This is a genomic window from Pseudomonas sp. P4_C1, assembly GCF_056402155.1.
Map to the genome: position 1 here is coordinate 146,084 of NZ_JBFUHY010000004.1, position 17,682 is coordinate 163,765.

Here is a 17,682-nt window from a genome sequence, read left to right on the forward strand (position 1 = left end):
GTCACACCCCGCCCGCAACGGTGTCGTGCAATGCGATCATGGCTTCACGCGCCCAACGAGCGCTGATGCGCTGGCCGGTCTGGTGCTGTGCACTGGTGTCCAGCCATTGGTTGTTGGCCTTGCTGATGTTCAGGGTTTGGCCGTTTTCCAGTTTCAGCTCGTAGCGGGTGGCACTGCCCTGATACTGGATATCGTGGAGCAAGCCAGTGACTTCGATTTCGTGGCTGGCCAGCGGGCCTTCGGCGAATCGCACGTGTTCCGGGCGAATCGAGAACGGCTGCGGATTGCCACTGAGCTGCCTGGCCAGGTCACCGCGAATCACATTGGAGGTGCCAACGAATTCCGCGACGAAGGTGGTGGCCGGTTTCATGTACAGGTTGCGCGGGCTGTCGACTTGCTCGATGCGGCCTTTGTTGAACACGGCCACGCGGTCGGACATCGACAGTGCTTCGGTCTGGTCATGGGTGACGAAGATGAACGTGATGCCGAGCTGGCGTTGCAGCTTTTTCAGCTCGCCCTGCATTTGCTCGCGCAGTTTCAGGTCGAGGGCACCGAGGGGTTCGTCGAGCAGCAACACCCGTGGACGGTTGACCAGGGCGCGGGCCAGGGCCACGCGCTGGCGTTGACCGCCGGAGAGCTGCACCGGCTTGCGCTCGCCGTAGCCGCCGAGGGCGACCATGTCGAGGGCTTCTGCGGCGCGCTTGAGGCGTTGATCCTTGGCGACACCTTTGACTTTCAAACCATAGGCGACGTTGTCGCGAACGTTCATGTGCGGGAACAGCGCGTAATCCTGGAACACGGTGTTCACGTCGCGCTGGTAGGGCGGCAGGCCGGCGGCCTCTTCGCCATGAATACGGATGGAACCGGCGCTCGGTTGTTCAAAGCCGGCGATCAGGCGCAAACAGGTGGTTTTGCCCGAGCCGGAAGGCCCCAGCATGGAGAAGAACTCGCCGTCCTGGATGTCGATGGAAACCCGGTCTACGGCTTTCACTTCGCCGAATTGACGGGAAACGTTGGTGAACTGGACTGCAAGCGTCATGGTGCGGTGCTCCAAAAAGACGAAGGCCGTCGCAGCGGCCCTGCCTGGACTTCTGAAAAAACGAACATCTTCTATCTGTAAGCCGTGCGCGTTAGCGGCAATGGCGCTGATCTACTGTGGGAGCGAGCTTGCTCGCGATGAGGGCAGAACAGTCAGTATCTCTGTCGACTGACACACCGCCATCGCGAGCAAGCTCGCTCCCACAGGGGAGGGCGGGTTATCGGCCGCCCATGATCGCGATGTAGTCCTGGGTCCAGCGGCTGTACGGAACGAACTTGCCGCCTTCAGCCTGCGGGGTTTTCCAGAAGGCGATCTTGTCGAACTGGTCGAAACCGTTGGTCTTGCAGCCTTCGGCACCGAGCAGTTCGCTCTCCTTGCACGCCGCCGGAACCGCTGGCAGCGAGCCGAACCACGCCGCTACGTCGCCCTGGACTTTCGGTTGCAGCGACCAGTCCATCCACTTGTAGGCGCAGTTCGGGTGCTTGGCCTCGGCGTGCATCATGGTGGTGTCGGCCCAACCGGTGGCGCCTTCTTTCGGGATGGTCGAGGCGATTGGCTGTTTTTCGTTCATCAGGCCGTTGACCTGATACGGCCACGCGCCAGAAGCGACCACGCCCTCGTTCTTGAAGTCGCTCATTTGCACAGTGGTGTCGTGCCAGTAGCGGTGGATCAACGGCTGCTGGGCGCGCAGCAGGTCGAGCACGGCCTTGTATTGGGCTTCGGTCAGTTCGTAGGGGTTCTGGATGCCCAGTTCCGGCTTGGCGGTCTTCAGGTACAGCGCAGCGTCGGCGATGTAGATCGGGCCGTCATAGGCCTGCACGCGACCCTTGTTCGGCTTGCCGTCCGGCAGGTCTTCGGCATTGAACAGCACGCCCCAGCTGGTGGGCGCGGTCTTGAACACGTTGGTGTTGTACATCAACACGTTCGGGCCCCACTGATACGGGGCGCCGTAGGTCTGCTTGTTGACCACGTACCAGGGTCCATCCTTGAGGCGCGGGTCGAGGTTTTTCCAGTTCGGGATCAACGCGGTGTTGATCGGCTGTACACGCTTGCCGACGATCAGGCGCAGGGAAGCGTCGCCGGACGCGGTGACCAGATCGTAACCGCCCTTGGCCATCAGACTGACCATTTCATCGGAGGTGGCCGCTGTCTTGACGTTGACCTTGCAGCCGGTTTCCTTCTCGAAACCGGTCACCCAGTCGTAGGCCTTGTCGCTCTCGCCACGTTCGATGTAGCCAGGCCAGGCCACGATATCCAGTTGGCCCTCGCCCGCCCCGACAGCTTTGAGCGGCTCGGCGGCCTGGACGCTGGCGCTGGCGAGCAGTGCGGTGGTGATTGCACTGAGCAGTGCGGTCTTGTGCACGAACATGGGAATTCCCTCTTCTTTAATTATGGTCGGGGCAGTGTCTTGAGCGTGGTGAAGCATGCCGTTGGTGGCTTGTTATTAGCGTAGTCAGAGATGCTCGCCATGGCGGGCCATGATGTGCCGCACCACGCTGTAGTCCTGAAGCGAATCGCTGGACAGGTCTTTGCCGTAGCCCGAACGCTTCAGGCCGCCATGGGGCATTTCGCTGACCAGCATGAAATGGCTGTTGATCCAGGTGCAGCCGTACTGCAGGCGCGCTGCGACCTGCATGGCCTTGTCGAGGTTCTGGGTCCAGACCGACGAGGCCAGGCCGTATTCCGAATCGTTGGCCCAGTCCACCGCTTGTTCCAGTCCGTCGAAACGGGTCACGGTGACCACCGGCCCGAACACTTCGCGCTGGACGATTTCATCGCCTTGCTTGCATCCGGCCAACAGGGTCGGCTGGTAATAGAAGCCGGCGCCGGAATGCACGGCTGCACCGGTCACCCGTTCGATGTGCGGCTGACCGAGGGCGCGTTCGACAAAACTGGCCACGCGGTCACGCTGGCGGGTGCTGATCAGCGGGCCGATTTCATTGTCGGCGTCGCGCTTGCCGGCGAAGCGCAGGCTGCTGACGGCGGCACCGAGTTCGGCCACCAAACGGTCATGAATCCCGGCCTGGGCGTAAATCCGGCAGGCGGCGGTGCAATCCTGACCAGCGTTGTAATAGCCGTAGGTACGCACGCCTTCGACCACGGCCTGAATGTCGGCATCGTTGCAGACGATCACCGGGGCCTTGCCGCCGAGTTCGAGGTGGGTGCGTTTGAGGGTTTTCGATGCGGCCTGGAGGATTTTTTGCCCGGTGACGATATCGCCTGTCAGCGACACCATGCGCACTTTAGGGTGGCTCACCAGGTGGCTGCCAACGCCTTCGCCACCACCGCAAACGATGTTGATCACACCCCGTGGCAGGATCTCGGCCAGCGCTGGCGCCAGGGCGAGGATCGACAGCGGCGTGTGTTCCGACGGCTTGAACACCAGGGTGTTGCCGGCGGCGAGGGCCGGGGCGATTTTCCATGCGGCCATCATGATCGGGTAGTTCCACGGCGCAATCGACGCCACGACCCCGATAGGATCGCGGCGCACCATGCTGGTGTAGCCCGGCAGGTATTCGCCGCTGAGCTGGCCGGTCTGACAACGCACGGCACCGGCGAAGAAGCGGAACACGTCGATCGTGGCATTCAGGTCATCCTGGCGGGCCAGGTGCAACGGTTTACCGCAGTTCAGGGCTTCGAGGCGGGCGAGTTGGTCAGCGTTTTTTTCGATGGCGTTGGCGATGTCGAGCAACAGGTTCGAGCGTTGCTGCGGTGTGGTCCGCGACCAACCGGCAAACGCGTGGTGGGCGGCGAGGATGGCAGCTTCGACTTGTTCGATGCTGGCTTCGGCGATCTGCGTCAGGACTTCGCCGGTGGCCGGGTTGAGGATTGGCTCGACAATGCCTTGCCCAGAGACCAGTTCTCCATCGATCAACAGGGCGGTGAACAACGGGGTCTGCGCGCCAGCCATTTTTCGGGTTCTCTTTTTTTGTGTGGCTTGTTGTGTAGACATGGCAGTGCTCCCTGTGACTGGGGCCCGGCCGTCTTTATTGGATGCAACAAGACTAGTTCGCGGGCCCGAGGACAACAAATACTAAATACCGAAGGTGGCGTTCGATTAAATAGATGGCTTGCGCCCGCCGTGGGGTTGTTCGCGGGCGACCGTGAGGAAGGGGTCCACCAGCGCCGGCCGCGCGGTGCCACGACGCCACGCGAGGCCGACATCGAGGGTCTGGCTGAGGTCGGCTATCGGCCGGGCTTCAATGATGTCGCCTTCCAGTGACCACGGGCGATACGTCATGTCGGGCTGGATCGACACACCTAATCCGGCGGCCACCAGGCTTCGCACCGCTTCGGTCGAGGCCGTGCGCAGGGTGATGCGCGGTTGCAGCGAGGCTGCCGACCACATGCGCTGGGCGTTGCGGTCCATTTCATCGACGTTAAGCTGAATCAATGGCTCGCGAGCCACGTCGGCGAGGTTGATGCTGTCGTGTTCCAGCAGCGGGTGCTGAGCCGGCAGCCATAGTCGGTGCGGCGAATGGGTCAGCACTTCGGTCTGCAGGGCGTGGCGGTCTTCGAGGTTGGACAGGATCAACACGCCGACATCGATCTCGCCGCTGACCAGCAAATGCTCGATGTAGGGGCGCTCGTCTTCCATCACGCGAATTTCCACGTTGGGGTAGGCACGCTGGAAACGGGTGAGCAAATCCGCCAGGTAATAACCGGCGACCAGGCTGGTCACGCCGACGATCAACTGTCCGGCGACCTGATCGGTGCTCTGTTGCAGGCTGCGCTTGGCGTTATCCACAGTGGCCAGGATCAAGTGCGCCTGACGCAGGAATTGATGGCCCTGGTGGGTCAGGGTCATGCCCTTGGCGTGGCGGCTGAACAGGCTGACGCCGATTTCCTCCTCCAGTTGCTGGATCGCCAGGGTCAGGGTCGACTGGGAAATGAACGCGGTTTGCGCGGCGGCCGAGATCGAGCCGGTCTCGGCCACGGCGATGAAATGACGGATCTGACGCAAGGTCATCATGGGAAAGCACCCGGTGGGCTGTTTTTATCGATTTTTTGGAGTGTATATCTTTTTTTTCGATGGGCAGCGCCAGGTGACTTGGCGATGCAACATCTGGAAGCACTCTCGCGCACGGGACGTGGGTACTTTCGATCTAGGCTGGTGGCCTTGGTTTCAGGTTAAACGTCTTGTGGAGGCGGCAAATGAACACCCGTGGATTGCTCGATCAACTACTCAAGTCCGGCCAGGACCTGTTGCAGAACAAGGCCGGCAGCTCACAGCAAAAGGGTGCGAGCGGTGGCACCAGTGCCCTCGGCAGCTTGCTCTCCGGCGCGAGTGGCGGGGCATTGGCGGCCGGCGCCATGGGTTTGCTGCTCGGCAGCAAAAAGGCCCGTAAAGTCGGGGGCAAGGTTGCGGTCTACGGCGGTCTCGCCGCGTTGGGCGTGCTGGCCTATAAAACCTTGGGTAACTGGCAGGCGCAGCAGGGCGGTGTGGCCGCTACGGAGCCGCAAACCCTGGACCGCGTACCGGCCGCGCAAGTGGAGCTGCACAGTCAGGCGATTCTCAAGGCGCTGGTGGCGGCGGCCAAGGCCGACGGTCATGTCGATGAGCGTGAGCGAGCCTTGATCGAAGGCGAATTCACCCGGCTCGATAGCGACCAGGAACTGCAACGCTGGCTGCACGCCGAGCTCAACAAGCCGCTGGACCCGAGCGATGTCTCCCGCGCCGCCCGCTCCCCGGAAATCGCCGCCGAAATGTACATCGCCAGCGTGATGATGGTGGACGAGGAAAACTTCATGGAGAAGGCCTACCTCGATGAGCTGGCGCGGCAGCTCAAGCTGGAGCCGGGGTTGAAAGCTGAACTGGAGAAGCAGGTTCGCCAGGCCTCCCTGTAAACCTTCAGCCCGCCATCGCGAGCAATCGAGCGTCGACCGGCTGCTCCCACAGGGGATCTTCAGTGATCACAGATTTTGTGTACGCCAGAGATTCAATGTGGGAGCGAGCCTGCTCGCGATGGCGTTTTCAGTCGCACCACATATCCAATGACCATTCCACGGTCTCTTTCTGCCCAATCATCCCTGGCACCCGCCCCCTCAATTAGCGGACAGTCCCAATCCCGAGCCCCCCGGCTTGCCCGTGGGATGAGCGGTGGTGTGCAAGCGTCTTATAAATGAAACACCGCCCTCAGCTATACTCCCCCGCATTTCGTATCAGCCCCGAGGAATGACTGTGAAGAACTGGACGTTGCGCCAACGCATCTTGGCGAGCTTTGCGGTAATTATCACCATCATGTTGCTGATGGTGGTCGTCTCGTATTCCCGGCTGTTGACGATCGAAAACAGCGAGGCCAGCGTGCGTGAGGACGCTCTGCCAGGGGTGTATTACAGTTCGATGATTCGTGGCGCGTGGTCCGACAGTTATGTACGCATGCAGGCCATGCTCGGCCTGGAGGAAGGGCAGGGCTTCACTGCCGAGGATGCCGCGAACTTCAAGGGCTTCGCCGAGCGGTTGAAGGAGCAGATGGACCTCTACCGTGCAACGATGGCCGACGAAGAAGACAGGGTCGATTACGCAGCGTTCGAAAAACTTCATGAGGACTACCACCGGATTCTGGCCGCGGTGATCGAGTTGCATAAACGTAACCAGAACGCCGAGGCCGTCAACATGTTCCACAGTGAGCTGACCCCGACCTGGATAGCGGGTCGAATGAAAGTCAATGACATCCTGCAGCATAACAAGACCGTGGCGGACACAGAAATCGCGGCCATTGATGATGCGGTGGTCACCGCCAAAGCCATCATGGGCATTTCCCTGGTGATCGCGGTGCTGGCCGCCGCCCTCTGCGGCCTGTTGTTGATGCGCGCCATCATGGCGCCGATGAACCGCATCGTGAAAATCCTCGAAATCATGCGCACTGGCGACCTCAGCAGCCGCCTGAATCTGGAGCGCAAGGACGAGTTCGGCGCGGTAGAGACCGGCTTCAACGACATGATGACCGAGCTCACATCTCTGGTGTCCCAGGCCCAGCGTTCGTCGGTGCAGGTGACCACGTCGGTCACTGAAATTGCAGCCACTTCCAAGCAGCAGCAAGCGACCGCCACTGAAACCGCCGCTACCACCACGGAAATCGGTGCGACCTCCCGTGAGATCGCCGCCACTTCCCGGGATCTGGTGCGCACCATGACCGAGGTCTCCACCGCCGCCGATCAGGCTTCCGTGGCCGCCGGCTCCGGGCAACAGGGCCTGGCGCGCATGGAGGAAACCATGCACTCGGTGATGGGCGCGGCCGATCTGGTCAACGCCAAACTGGCGATCCTCAACGAGAAGGCCGGCAACATCAATCAGGTGGTGGTGACCATCGTCAAGGTCGCCGACCAGACCAACCTGTTGTCGCTCAACGCCGCCATCGAGGCCGAGAAGGCCGGGGAGTACGGGCGCGGGTTTGCCGTGGTCGCCACCGAAGTGCGGCGCCTGGCGGACCAGACGGCGGTGGCCACTTACGACATCGAACAAATGGTGCGCGAGATCCAGTCGGCGGTATCGGCCGGGGTCATGGRCATGGACAAGTTCTCCGAGGAAGTGCGTCGCGGCATGTCCGAGGTGCAGCAGGTCGGCGAGCAGTTGTCGCAGATCATCCATCAGGTTCAGGCGCTGGCGCCGCGGGTGCTGATGGTCAACGAAGGCATGCAGGCCCAGGCCACCGGCGCCGAGCAGATCAACCATGCGCTGGTACAGTTGGGCGATGCCAGCAGCCAGACCGTCGAGTCTCTGCGTCAGGCCAGTTTCGCCATCGATGAGCTGAGCCAGGTGGCCGTCGGGCTGCGCAGCGGCGTTTCGCGATTCAAAGTCTGATGAGCGAAATCACGGCCAAACGCTCTGCCGTGAAGCGGGCGCTGCATGCATTGTTTCTGGTGTTCCGCATCGGCAGCGAGCGCTATGCGTTGCAGGCCGTCGAGGTGGCGGAAGTGCTGCCGCGCCTGCCCTTGAAGCCCATTCCCCATGTCCCCGCCTGGGTCGCCGGGGTGTTCGCCTATCGGGGCGCCGTGGTGCCGGTGATCGACTTGAGCGCACTGACGTTCGGTACGCCTGCACAGGCCCGTACCAGCACGCGATTGGTGCTGGTCAACTATCGCCCGGATGAAACTACCGAAGCACAGCTGCTCGGATTGATTCTGGAACAGGCGACCGACACCTTGCGCTGCGATCCAGCGGATTTTCAGCCCTACGGCCTGGAAAATCGGCACACGCCTTACCTGGGGCCGGTGCGCAAGGACGAGCAGGGCTTGCTGCAATGGGTACGGGTCAGCGATCTGCTGGACGAACAGGTTCGCTCCTTGTTGTTTCCCTCGCCGCCACTGGATCCGGCACTGCTGGAGGAGCGGTCATGAGCAGCGATCAGCGCTTTTTCGACTTCCTCAAAGAGCGTATCGGACTCGACGTGACCTCGGTGGGACCGGCAATCATCGAGCGAGCGGTGCGCCAACGCAGCATAGCGTCGCAAGCACCTTCGGCCGATGAGTATTGGCACACCTTGCAGGGCTCGCGGGACGAGCAGCAGGCGTTGATCGAAGCGGTGATCGTTCCGGAAACCTGGTTCTTCCGTTATCCGGAATCCTTCGCCACCCTGGCGAAGCTGGCGAGCAAGCGTCTGGCCGGGATCAACAACCTGCGCGCACTGCGGATTCTCAGTTTGCCGTGTTCCACTGGCGAAGAACCGTACTCGATCGCCATGGCGTTGCTCGATGCCGGGCTCAAGCCGCACCAGTTCAAGGTCGACGGCATGGACGTCAGCCCGTTGTCGGTGGAAAAAGCCAGGCGCGCCTTGTACAGCAAGAATTCCTTTCGGGGTGACGACATTGCGTTTCGCGATCGCCATTTCATTGCCGAGGGTGACAACTATCGCCTGAACCCGTGTGTGCAGGAGCAGGTGCGCTTGCAGGTCGGCAATCTGCTGGATCCGGCCTTGCTGGCTGGTGAACCGCCATTCGATTTCGTGTTTTGTCGCAACCTGCTGATCTACTTCGACCAGCCGACCCAGAAGCAAGTCTTCGAAGTGCTCAAGGGCCTGACCCACGTTGACGGCGTGCTGTTTATCGGGCCGGCCGAAGGCAGTCTGCTGGGGCGTTTGGGGATGCGCTCGATCGGTATCGCGCAGTCCTTCGCGTTCAGTCGACAGGGGGCTCCGGACCCTGATCCCTTGCCGGCATTCGTGCCTGCTCCATTGCCAGTGCCGCAACCGCTGCGTAATCCACCGCCTGCGCCAGCGCGCAGTCGTCCATTCGCCAGTGTTGTGCCGCTGGCTTCTGCGCCGAAAACGTCTGGCGTCGATACGGTCGTGCTGCTGGCGAACATCGCCGCGCTAGCCAACGAAGGCAAAAGCGCCGAGGCGAGGGCCGCTTGCGAAAGCTATTTGCGCAGTCATGAACCGGTAGCCCAGGTGTTCTATTGGCTGGGACTGCTCAGTGATGTCGTCGGAAACGTCCTCGAAGCCCAGGGCTTTTATCGCAAGGCGTTGTACCTCGAACCGCAACATCCCGAAGCGTTGATGCACCTGGCTGCATTGCTGCAGGCCCAGGGCGACGTGGCGGGAGCCAGGCGATTGCAGGTACGTGCCGCCCGTAGCGCACGCACCACCGACAGTGAGCGTAAACGATGATCGCCTCCGACACCTTTAGCGTCACCCGGGATGCCCAGGCCATCGACGACTGCTGGAACCGTATCGGTATCCATGGCGACAAGTCTTGCCCGTTGCTGGCCGAGCATATTCATTGCCGCAATTGTGCGGTGTATTCGGCGGCCGCCACACGCTTGCTCGATCGCTATGCGTTGCAGCAGGAGGATCGCGGGCCAGTGTCCGTCACGGTCGAGAGCGAGGTGAAAACCCGCTCGTTGTTGATGTTCCGTCTGGGTGAAGAATGGCTGGGCCTGGCCACGCGCAGTCTGGTCGAGGTGGCGCCGCTGCAGGCGATTCACTCCTTGCCGCACCAGCGCTCCCGGGCCTTGCTCGGCGTGGCGAATGTGCGCGGTGCGCTGGTCGCCTGCCTGTCGTTGGTGGAGTTGCTCGGGCTCGACGACACTGGCAGCGCTGTGTCCGGCACGCGGGTCATGCCGCGCATGCTGATCATCGCGGCCCACGGCGGGCCAGTGGTGGTGCCGGTGGACGAAGTCGACGGGATTCACGCCATTGACGAAATCATCCTCGATACCGCATCGCGCTCGGGTGCTCAGGCCAGCGCCAAATACACCCGTGGCGTGTTGCAATTCAAAGGTCGCAGCCTGCGTTGGCTGGATGAAGAACAGCTGCTGTCCGCCGTGACCCGGAGCCTCACATGACCCCCGAGCAAATGCGCGACGCTTCTTTGCTGGAGCTGTTCAGCCTGGAGGCCGAAGCCCAGACCCTGGTCTTGAGTGTCGGCCTGCTGGCGCTTGAGCGCGACCCGACCCTGGCCGATCAACTTGAATCGTGCATGCGTGCGGCGCACTCACTCAAGGGGGCGGCGCGGATCGTTGGCGTCGATGCCGGGGTCAGCGTTGCCCATGTGATGGAGGATTGCCTGGTCAGTGCCCAGGAAGGGCGCCTGGTGCTGCGTCCCGGGCACATCGATGCGTTGTTGCAAGGCACCGATTTGCTGATGCGCATTGCCACGCCAGGCAGCACGCCGGGGGACGTGGACATCGACGCCTACGTGGCATTGATGGCGCGGTTACTGGACCCGACGGCGCCGTTGATTGCGCCAGCAGAACCGGTGATGGCCGAACTTCAACCCGAAGCACCCGCGCCCAAGGTCGAGCCGCCCATGACTGCCGCCGAACCGCCATCGGCGCCAGCCCCGCGCAAGACCACACGCACCACCGAAAACGGCGAACGTGTGCTGCGTGTCACCGCCGAGCGCCTGAACAGCTTGCTCGATCTGTCGAGCAAATCCCTGGTGGAAACCCAGCGGCTCAAACCGCACCTTGCGACCATGCAGCGGCTCAAGCGCATGCAGAGCAACAGCTTGCGTGCACTGGAGAGTCTCAACGTGCATCTCAAGGATCACGCCTTGAGCCTGGAGGCCCAGGAAACCCTTGAGGATGCCCGGCGCTTGCTCGCGCAATCCCAGCAGTTGCTTATGGAAAAGAACGCCGAACTCGATGAGTTCGCCTGGCATGCCAGCCAGCGGGCACAGGTGTTGTACGACACGGCGCTGGCCTGTCGCATGCGGCCGTTTGCCGATGTGCTGACCGGTCAGGTGCGTATGGTCCGTGATCTGGGGCGTGATCTGGGCAAACAGGTGCGACTTGAGATTGAAGGCGAGAAGACTCAGGTTGATCGCGACGTACTGGAAAAGCTCGAAGCGCCGTTGACTCACTTGTTGCGCAATGCGGTCGACCACGGCATCGAAACCCCGGAACAAAGGCTGCTGGCGGGCAAGCCGGCTGAAGGTTTGATTCGCCTGCGCGCGTCCCATCAGGCCGGTTTGCTGGTGCTTGAATTGAGCGATGACGGCAATGGCGTGGACCTGGAAAAGGTCCGTCGCAGCATCGTTGAACGAAGTTTGTCGCCCGCGCAAACCGCCGCTCAGTTGAGCGAAGAGGAGTTGCTGACATTCCTGTTCCTGCCCGGTTTCAGTTTGCGCGACACGGTCACCGAGGTGTCCGGTCGCGGCGTTGGCCTGGATGCGGTGCAGCACATGGTCCGGCAGTTGCGCGGCGCGGTGGTGCTGGAGCAGACGGCGGGCGAGGGCAGTCGTTTCCACCTTGAGGTGCCGCTGACCCTGTCGGTGGTGCGCAGCCTCGTGGTGGAAGTCGGCGACGAAGCCTATGCCTTCCCGCTGGCGCATATCGAGCGCATGTGCGACCTGGAGCCGGCGGAGATCGTGCAGGTCGAAGGCCGCCAGCATTTCTGGCACGAAGGCCGGCATGTCGGCCTGGTGGCGGCCAGTCAGTTGCTGCAACGTCCGGCCTGCCAGAACAGCGGGCAAACCCTGAGCGTCGTGGTGATTCGCGAGCGCGATGCGATCTACGGCGTGGCAGTGGAACGGTTTATCGGTGAGCGGACATTGGTGGTGTTGCCACTGGATGAGCGTCTGGGCAAGGTGCAGGACATTTCCGCCGGGGCCTTGCTCGATGACGGTTCGGTGGTGCTGATCGTCGATGTCGAAGACATGCTGCGTTCGGTGGATAAATTGCTCGACACTGGGCGTCTGGAGCGCATTGCCCGTCGCAGCGATCAGGTGGTCGAGGCGGCCCGCAAACGAATTCTGGTGGTGGACGATTCCCTGACCGTGCGAGAGTTGCAGCGCAAGCTGTTGCTCAATCGCGGATATGACGTGGCGGTTGCGGTGGACGGCATGGACGGCTGGAACGCGCTGCGTTCGGAGGATTTCGATCTGCTGATCACCGACATCGATATGCCGCGCATGGATGGCATCGAACTGGTCACGCTGCTGCGTCGGGACAATCGCCTGCAATCGTTGCCGGTGATGGTGGTGTCCTACAAGGATCGTGAAGAGGACCGGCGCCGTGGACTGGATGCCGGGGCCGACTATTATCTAGCCAAGGCCAGTTTTCATGACGACGCCTTGCTCGATGCAGTGGTCGAGCTCATCGGAGGAGCGCGGGCATGAGGATCGCAATCGTCAATGACATGCCCATGGCGGTGGAGGCCCTGCGCCGCGCCCTGGCATTCGAGCCGGCCCACGAGGTGGTCTGGGTCGCCGGCAATGGCGCCGAGGCGGTGCGCCAGTGCGCGCAGGACACACCGGACCTGATTCTGATGGACCTGATCATGCCGGTGATGGATGGCGTCGAGGCCACGCGGCGGATCATGGCCGAGACTCCGTGTGCCATCGTCATCGTCACCGTGGATCGCCAGCAGAACGTGCACCGGGTATTCGAGGCCATGGGCTACGGTGCGCTGGACGTGGTCGATACCCCGGCCCTCGGCGCCGGCAATGCCCAGGAAGCGGCCGCGCCGTTGTTGCGCAAAATCTTGAACATCAGCTGGCTGATCGGCGACAAGGGCAACCGCCCGCGTCCGACGCCGGCACCGTTGCGCAGTACGGGCTCACGCCAGAGCCTGATCGCCATTGGCTCATCCGCCGGTGGGCCGGCAGCGCTGGAAGTCTTGCTCAAGGGACTGCCGCACAATTTTTCTCCGGCCATCGTGCTGGTGCAGCACGTTGACCAGGTGTTTGCCGCCGGCATGGCTGAATGGCTCAGTAGCGCCAGCGGTCTCAACGTCCGCCTGGCCGAGGAAGGCGAGCCGCCGCAAAGCGGCACGGTATTGCTGGCCGGCACCAATCACCATATTCGCCTGCTGAAAAACGGCACGCTGGCCTACACCGCCGAACCGGTCAACGAGATCTACCGGCCCTCCATCGATGTGTTCTTCGAAAGCGTGGCCAGTTACTGGAATGGTGACGCCGTGGGGGTTTTGCTCACCGGCATGGGGCGTGATGGCGCCCAGGGGCTTAAACTCATGCGCCAACAGGGCTACCTGACCATCGCACAAGACCAGCGCAGCAGTGCGGTGTATGGCATGCCGAAGGCGGCCGCGGCCATCGACGCTGCCGTGGAGATTCGCCCGCTGGACAAGATAGCACCACGATTGCTGGAGATATTCGCCAAATGAGCACCTTTTCCCTCATCCCTGGCTCAGGTAGTACTCAGGTGACCGCACATGAATGAATTACAGCTCGACGACTTCAAGACCGACGAAAACGCCGCCATGGTGTTGCTGGTGGACGATCAGGCCATGATCGGCGAAGCCGTGCGCCGCGGCCTGGCGAATGAAGAGAATATCGATTTCCACTTCTGCGCCGACCCGCACCAGGCCATCGCCCACGCGGTGCGCATCAAGCCGACGGTGATTCTTCAAGACCTGGTGATGCCGGGACTGGACGGTCTGAGCCTGGTACGTGAATACCGCAATCACCCGGCGACCAAGGACATTCCGATCATCGTCCTGTCGACCAAGGAAGACCCGTTGATCAAGAGCGCGGCCTTTGCGGCCGGAGCCAACGATTATCTGGTCAAGCTGCCGGACAACATCGAACTGGTCGCACGTATCCGCTATCACTCACGCTCCTACATGACCCTGCTGCAACGGGACGCGGCGTACCGCGCGCTGCGGGTCAGCCAGCAGCAACTGCTCGACACCAACCTGGTGCTGCAACGCCTGATGAATTCCGACGGCCTGACCGGGTTGTCGAACCGTCGGCACTTCGATGAATACATGGAACTGGAATGGCGCCGTTCGCTGCGTGAGCAGAGCCAGTTGTCGTTGCTGATGATCGACGTGGACTACTTCAAGGCCTACAACGACAGCTTCGGTCACCTGGAGGGCGATGAAGCCCTGCGCAAGGTCGCCGCGGCGATCAAGGACGCCAGTGCCCGGCCTTCGGACTTGCCGGCCCGCTACGGCGGCGAAGAGTTCGCCCTGGTGCTGCCCAACACCTCCCAGGGCGGGGCACGGCTGGTGGCCGAGAAGCTGCGCCAGACCGTGGCCGCCCTGAAGATCCCGCATAACTCGCCCACCGAAGGTTCGAGCCTGACCATAAGCATCGGCCTGTCGACCATCACCCCGAAAGCGGGCAGCAATTGCCGCGACCTGATCCTGGCGGCGGACAAGGGGCTGTATTCGGCGAAGAACAATGGGCGTAATCAGGTGGGCGTGGAGTGATCTACCCTATTTCCTGAGCGACGCAAAGCCCTGTGGGAGCGAGCTTGCTCGCGATGGCGTTGTGTCAGTCGATAGTTCCATGGACTGACACTCCGTCATCGCGAGCAAGCTCGCTCCCACAATGGCCTCAATCGCTGTAAAGAACGTCTGTAAACCCGTCTTTTCGGCCAAGCGGACTGCCGTTATCGGCCGTTTCCCGGTATACTCGCCGGCTTTCAAAAGTTCGCCAACGAGTGCTGCCCGTCATGGAAATCAACCCGATCCTGAACACCATCAAGGACCTGTCCGAGCGCTCCGAAACTATTCGGGGGTATCTTTGACTACGATCAAAAGCATGAGCGTCTGACCGAGGTCAATCGCGAGCTTGAAGATCCGAGTGTCTGGAACAAACCTGAATACGCCCAGGAACTGGGCCGCGAGCGCGCTGCGCTGGCGCAGATCGTCGATACCCTCGACGAACTGAACACCGGTCTGGCCGATTGCCGTGACCTGCTGGACATGGCCGTTGAAGAGAACGACGAAGGCGCAGTGGGCGATGTCGTCGCCGAGCTGGCCCGTCTCGAGGAAAGCCTCGCCAAGCTGGAATTCCGGCGCATGTTCAGCCATGAAATGGACCCGAACAACGCGTACCTGGACATCCAGGCCGGTTCCGGCGGCACCGAAGCCCAGGACTGGGCCAACATCCTGCTGCGCATGTACCTGCGCTGGGCCGACAAACGCGGTTTCGACGCGACCATCATGGAGCTGTCGGCCGGTGAAGTCGCCGGGATCAAGGGCGCGACCGTGCACATCAAGGGCGAATACGCGTTTGGCTGGTTGCGGACCGAGATCGGCGTGCACCGTCTGGTGCGCAAGAGCCCGTTCGACTCCGGCAACCGTCGCCACACTTCTTTCTCGGCGGTGTTCGTTTCCCCCGAGATCGATGACAAGGTGGAAATCGAAATCAACCCGGCAGACTTGCGGATCGACACCTATCGCTCCTCCGGTGCCGGTGGTCAGCACGTAAACACCACCGACTCGGCCGTACGTATCACCCACGTACCGACCAACACCGTGGTCAGCTGCCAGAACGAACGTTCCCAGCACGCCAACAAAGACACCGCCATGAAAATGCTGCGGGCCAGGTTGTACGAGCAGGAAATACAGAAGCGCAACGCGGCGTCCCAGGCGCTGGAAGACACCAAGTCCGATATCGGCTGGGGTCATCAGATCCGTTCGTACGTGCTCGATGCTTCGCGGATCAAGGATCTGCGCACCAACATCGAACGCAGCGACTGTGACAAGGTGCTCGATGGCGACATCGACGAATACCTGGAAGCCAGCCTGAAATCAGGGCTGTAAAAGACGCAATACAGGATCGGCTGATTCAACTCGATCCCTGTAGGAGCCAGCCCTGCTGGCGATCCCCGGGCCGAAGGGCCCGGGGGCAACGAACCTGTGATGGAATTTTTAAAGACATGAGCGACCTAGAACTCGACCCGCAAGCCCTGCAACAGGAAGAAAACTCCCTGATCGCCCTGCGCAAGGAAAAGCTTGCTGCCGAGCGCGCCAAGGGCAATGCCTTCCCGAACGACTTCCGCCGCGAAAACTACTGCGAGCAACTGCAGAAACAGTACGCGGACAAGACCAAGGAAGAGCTGGCAGAGGCTGCGATCCCGGTCAAGGTTGCCGGTCGCATCATGCTCAACCGTGGTTCGTTCATGGTGATCCAGGACATGACCGGGCGCATCCAGGTCTATGTCAACCGCAAGACCCTGTCCGAAGAAACCCTGGCCGCGGTGAAAACCTGGGACATGGGCGACATCATTGCCGCCGAAGGCACCCTGGCCCGTTCCGGCAAGGGCGACCTGTACGTTGAAATGACCAGCGTGCGCCTGCTGACCAAATCCCTGCGCCCGCTGCCGGACAAGCACCACGGCCTGACCGACACCGAACAGCGCTACCGCCAGCGCTACGTTGACCTGATCGTCAACGAAGACGTGCGCCAGACCTTCCGCGTGCGTTCGCAAGTCATCGCCCACATCCGCAGCTTCCTGATGAAACGTGACTTCCTGGAAGTGGAAACGCCGATGCTGCAAACCATTCCGGGCGGCGCGGCAGCCAAGCCGTTCGAAACCCACCACAACGCGCTGGACATGGGCATGTTCCTGCGTATCGCGCCGGAGCTGTACCTCAAGCGCCTTGTTGTTGGCGGCTTCGAGAAAGTGTTCGAGATCAACCGCAACTTCCGTAACGAAGGCGTTTCGACTCGTCACAACCCTGAATTCACCATGTTGGAGTTCTACCAGGCGTACGCCGACTACGAAGACAACATGGACCTGACCGAAGAACTGTTCCGCGAACTGGCGCAGCTGGTTCTGGGCAGCACCGACGTGCCGTACGGCGACAAGGTGTTCCACTTCGGCGAGCCGTTCGTGCGTCTGTCGGTGTTCGACTCGATCCTCAAGTACAACCCCGAGCTGACCGCTGACGACCTGAACGACATCGACAAGGCCCGCGCCATCGCCAAGAAAGCCGGCGCCAAGGTGCTGGGCTTCGAAGGCCTTGGCAAGCTGCAGGTGATGATTTTCGAAGAACTGGTCGAGCACAAGCTTGAGCAGCCGCACTTCATTACCCAGTACCCGTTCGAAGTGTCGCCGCTGGCCCGTCGTAACGACGACAACCCGAACGTCACCGACCGTTTCGAGCTGTTCATCGGTGGTCGTGAAATCGCCAACGCCTATTCCGAGTTGAACGACGCGGAAGACCAGGCCGAGCGCTTCATGGCCCAGGTGGCCGACAAGGACGCCGGTGACGACGAAGCCATGCACTACGACGCTGACTTCGTTCGTGCGCTGGAGTACGGCATGCCGCCAACGGCCGGTGAAGGCATCGGTATCGACCGTCTGGTGATGCTGCTGACCAACTCCCCGTCGATCCGCGACGTGATCCTGTTCCCGCACATGCGGCCGCAAGCGTAAGTGTTTCAATTAAAAAACCGCCTTTTCAGGCGGTTTTTTATTGCCTGTCTGGTACAAACGTATC

At 61.7% G+C, this 17,682-nt stretch carries 14 protein-coding genes; 10 read left to right on the plus strand and 4 right to left on the minus strand.

Annotation, left to right across the window (positions count from 1 at the left end):
- Nucleotide 1: 1 nt before the first annotated feature.
- The 4 genes from AC1DU9_RS04155 to AC1DU9_RS04170 form a co-directional block, all read right to left on the minus strand.
- Entirely contained in the window at nt 2-1,039 is a 1,038-nt protein-coding gene (locus AC1DU9_RS04155; protein ID WP_223458289.1) for an ABC transporter ATP-binding protein, read from the minus strand.
- Nucleotides 1,040-1,256: 217 nt separating this feature from the next.
- Nucleotides 1,257-2,408 carry a putative ABC transporter substrate-binding protein YdcS gene (gene ydcS / locus AC1DU9_RS04160; RefSeq protein ID WP_223458291.1) on the minus strand — a complete coding sequence of 384 codons (1,152 nt, stop codon included), beginning with the start codon at nt 2,406-2,408 and terminating at the stop codon, nt 1,257-1,259.
- 84 nt (nt 2,409-2,492) lie between these two features.
- Nucleotides 2,493-3,950, minus strand: coding sequence for a gamma-aminobutyraldehyde dehydrogenase (locus tag AC1DU9_RS04165; RefSeq protein WP_223458467.1), 1,458 nt, complete (start codon nt 3,948-3,950; stop codon nt 2,493-2,495).
- Nucleotides 3,951-4,097: 147 nt separating this feature from the next.
- Entirely contained in the window at nt 4,098-5,012 is a 915-nt protein-coding gene (locus AC1DU9_RS04170) for a LysR family transcriptional regulator (protein ID WP_007975056.1), read from the minus strand.
- A gap of 182 nt (nt 5,013-5,194) precedes the next feature.
- Between AC1DU9_RS04170 and AC1DU9_RS04175 the strand changes: the two genes are divergently transcribed.
- The 10 genes from AC1DU9_RS04175 (at nt 5,195) to lysS (ending at nt 17,618) form a co-directional block, all read left to right on the plus strand.
- Nucleotides 5,195-5,887 carry a tellurite resistance TerB family protein gene (locus AC1DU9_RS04175; protein ID WP_457266001.1) on the plus strand — a complete coding sequence of 231 codons (693 nt, stop codon included), beginning with the start codon at nt 5,195-5,197 and terminating at the stop codon, nt 5,885-5,887.
- 334 nt (nt 5,888-6,221) lie between these two features.
- Nucleotides 6,222-7,844: a methyl-accepting chemotaxis protein gene (locus tag AC1DU9_RS04180; protein WP_477809762.1), complete on the plus strand. Its 1,623-nt coding sequence runs from the start codon at nt 6,222-6,224 to the stop codon at nt 7,842-7,844.
- Complete coding sequence (locus AC1DU9_RS04185; RefSeq protein WP_223458297.1) at nt 7,844-8,380, plus strand: chemotaxis protein CheW; 537 nt, start codon at nt 7,844-7,846, stop codon at nt 8,378-8,380. Before AC1DU9_RS04180 ends, AC1DU9_RS04185 begins: the two co-directional genes overlap by 1 nt.
- Nucleotides 8,377-9,648 carry a CheR family methyltransferase gene (locus AC1DU9_RS04190; protein WP_223458299.1) on the plus strand — a complete coding sequence of 424 codons (1,272 nt, stop codon included), beginning with the start codon at nt 8,377-8,379 and terminating at the stop codon, nt 9,646-9,648. Before AC1DU9_RS04185 ends, AC1DU9_RS04190 begins: the two co-directional genes overlap by 4 nt.
- Nucleotides 9,645-10,325: a chemotaxis protein CheW gene (locus tag AC1DU9_RS04195; RefSeq protein ID WP_223458301.1), complete on the plus strand. Its 681-nt coding sequence runs from the start codon at nt 9,645-9,647 to the stop codon at nt 10,323-10,325. Before AC1DU9_RS04190 ends, AC1DU9_RS04195 begins: the two co-directional genes overlap by 4 nt.
- The gene (locus tag AC1DU9_RS04200; protein WP_223458303.1) at nt 10,322-12,601 is read left to right on the plus strand and encodes a hybrid sensor histidine kinase/response regulator; all 2,280 of its coding nucleotides are present in this window, start codon (nt 10,322-10,324) and stop codon (nt 12,599-12,601) included. The genes AC1DU9_RS04195 and AC1DU9_RS04200 overlap by 4 nt, the downstream gene beginning before the upstream one ends.
- Entirely contained in the window at nt 12,598-13,608 is a 1,011-nt protein-coding gene (gene cheB, locus AC1DU9_RS04205; RefSeq protein ID WP_223458306.1) for a chemotaxis response regulator protein-glutamate methylesterase, read from the plus strand. The genes AC1DU9_RS04200 and cheB overlap by 4 nt, the downstream gene beginning before the upstream one ends.
- Nucleotides 13,609-13,656: 48 nt before the next feature.
- Nucleotides 13,657-14,658 carry a response regulator gene (locus AC1DU9_RS04210; protein WP_223458308.1) on the plus strand — a complete coding sequence of 334 codons (1,002 nt, stop codon included), beginning with the start codon at nt 13,657-13,659 and terminating at the stop codon, nt 14,656-14,658.
- Nucleotides 14,659-14,903: 245 nt separating this feature from the next.
- A protein-coding gene (prfB, locus tag AC1DU9_RS04215; RefSeq protein ID WP_185754790.1) for a peptide chain release factor 2 occupies nt 14,904-15,999 on the plus strand; the annotation gives its coding sequence in 2 pieces (ribosomal slippage) (nt 14,904-14,975 and nt 14,977-15,999; 1,095 coding nt in all).
- A 116-nt stretch (nt 16,000-16,115) separates the two neighbouring features.
- The gene (gene lysS, locus AC1DU9_RS04220; protein WP_057716207.1) at nt 16,116-17,618 is read left to right on the plus strand and encodes a lysine--tRNA ligase; all 1,503 of its coding nucleotides are present in this window, start codon (nt 16,116-16,118) and stop codon (nt 17,616-17,618) included.
- The last annotated feature ends 64 nt before the right edge of the window (nt 17,619-17,682 follow it).

Coding starts and splice junctions, on each gene's coding strand:
- AC1DU9_RS04155 (WP_223458289.1), bottom strand. CDS start 1,039: ATGACGCTTGCAGTCCAGTTCACCAACGTTTCCCGTCAATTCGGCGAA.
- ydcS (WP_223458291.1), bottom strand. CDS start 2,408: ATGTTCGTGCACAAGACCGCACTGCTCAGTGCAATCACCACCGCACTG.
- AC1DU9_RS04165 (WP_223458467.1), bottom strand. CDS start 3,950: ATGGCTGGCGCGCAGACCCCGTTGTTCACCGCCCTGTTGATCGATGGA.
- AC1DU9_RS04170 (WP_007975056.1), bottom strand. CDS start 5,012: ATGATGACCTTGCGTCAGATCCGTCATTTCATCGCCGTGGCCGAGACC.
- AC1DU9_RS04175 (WP_457266001.1), top strand. CDS start 5,195: ATGAACACCCGTGGATTGCTCGATCAACTACTCAAGTCCGGCCAGGAC.
- AC1DU9_RS04185 (WP_223458297.1), top strand. CDS start 7,844: ATGAGCGAAATCACGGCCAAACGCTCTGCCGTGAAGCGGGCGCTGCAT.
- AC1DU9_RS04190 (WP_223458299.1), top strand. CDS start 8,377: ATGAGCAGCGATCAGCGCTTTTTCGACTTCCTCAAAGAGCGTATCGGA.
- AC1DU9_RS04195 (WP_223458301.1), top strand. CDS start 9,645: ATGATCGCCTCCGACACCTTTAGCGTCACCCGGGATGCCCAGGCCATC.
- AC1DU9_RS04200 (WP_223458303.1), top strand. CDS start 10,322: ATGACCCCCGAGCAAATGCGCGACGCTTCTTTGCTGGAGCTGTTCAGC.
- cheB (WP_223458306.1), top strand. CDS start 12,598: ATGAGGATCGCAATCGTCAATGACATGCCCATGGCGGTGGAGGCCCTG.
- AC1DU9_RS04210 (WP_223458308.1), top strand. CDS start 13,657: ATGAATGAATTACAGCTCGACGACTTCAAGACCGACGAAAACGCCGCC.
- lysS (WP_057716207.1), top strand. CDS start 16,116: ATGAGCGACCTAGAACTCGACCCGCAAGCCCTGCAACAGGAAGAAAAC.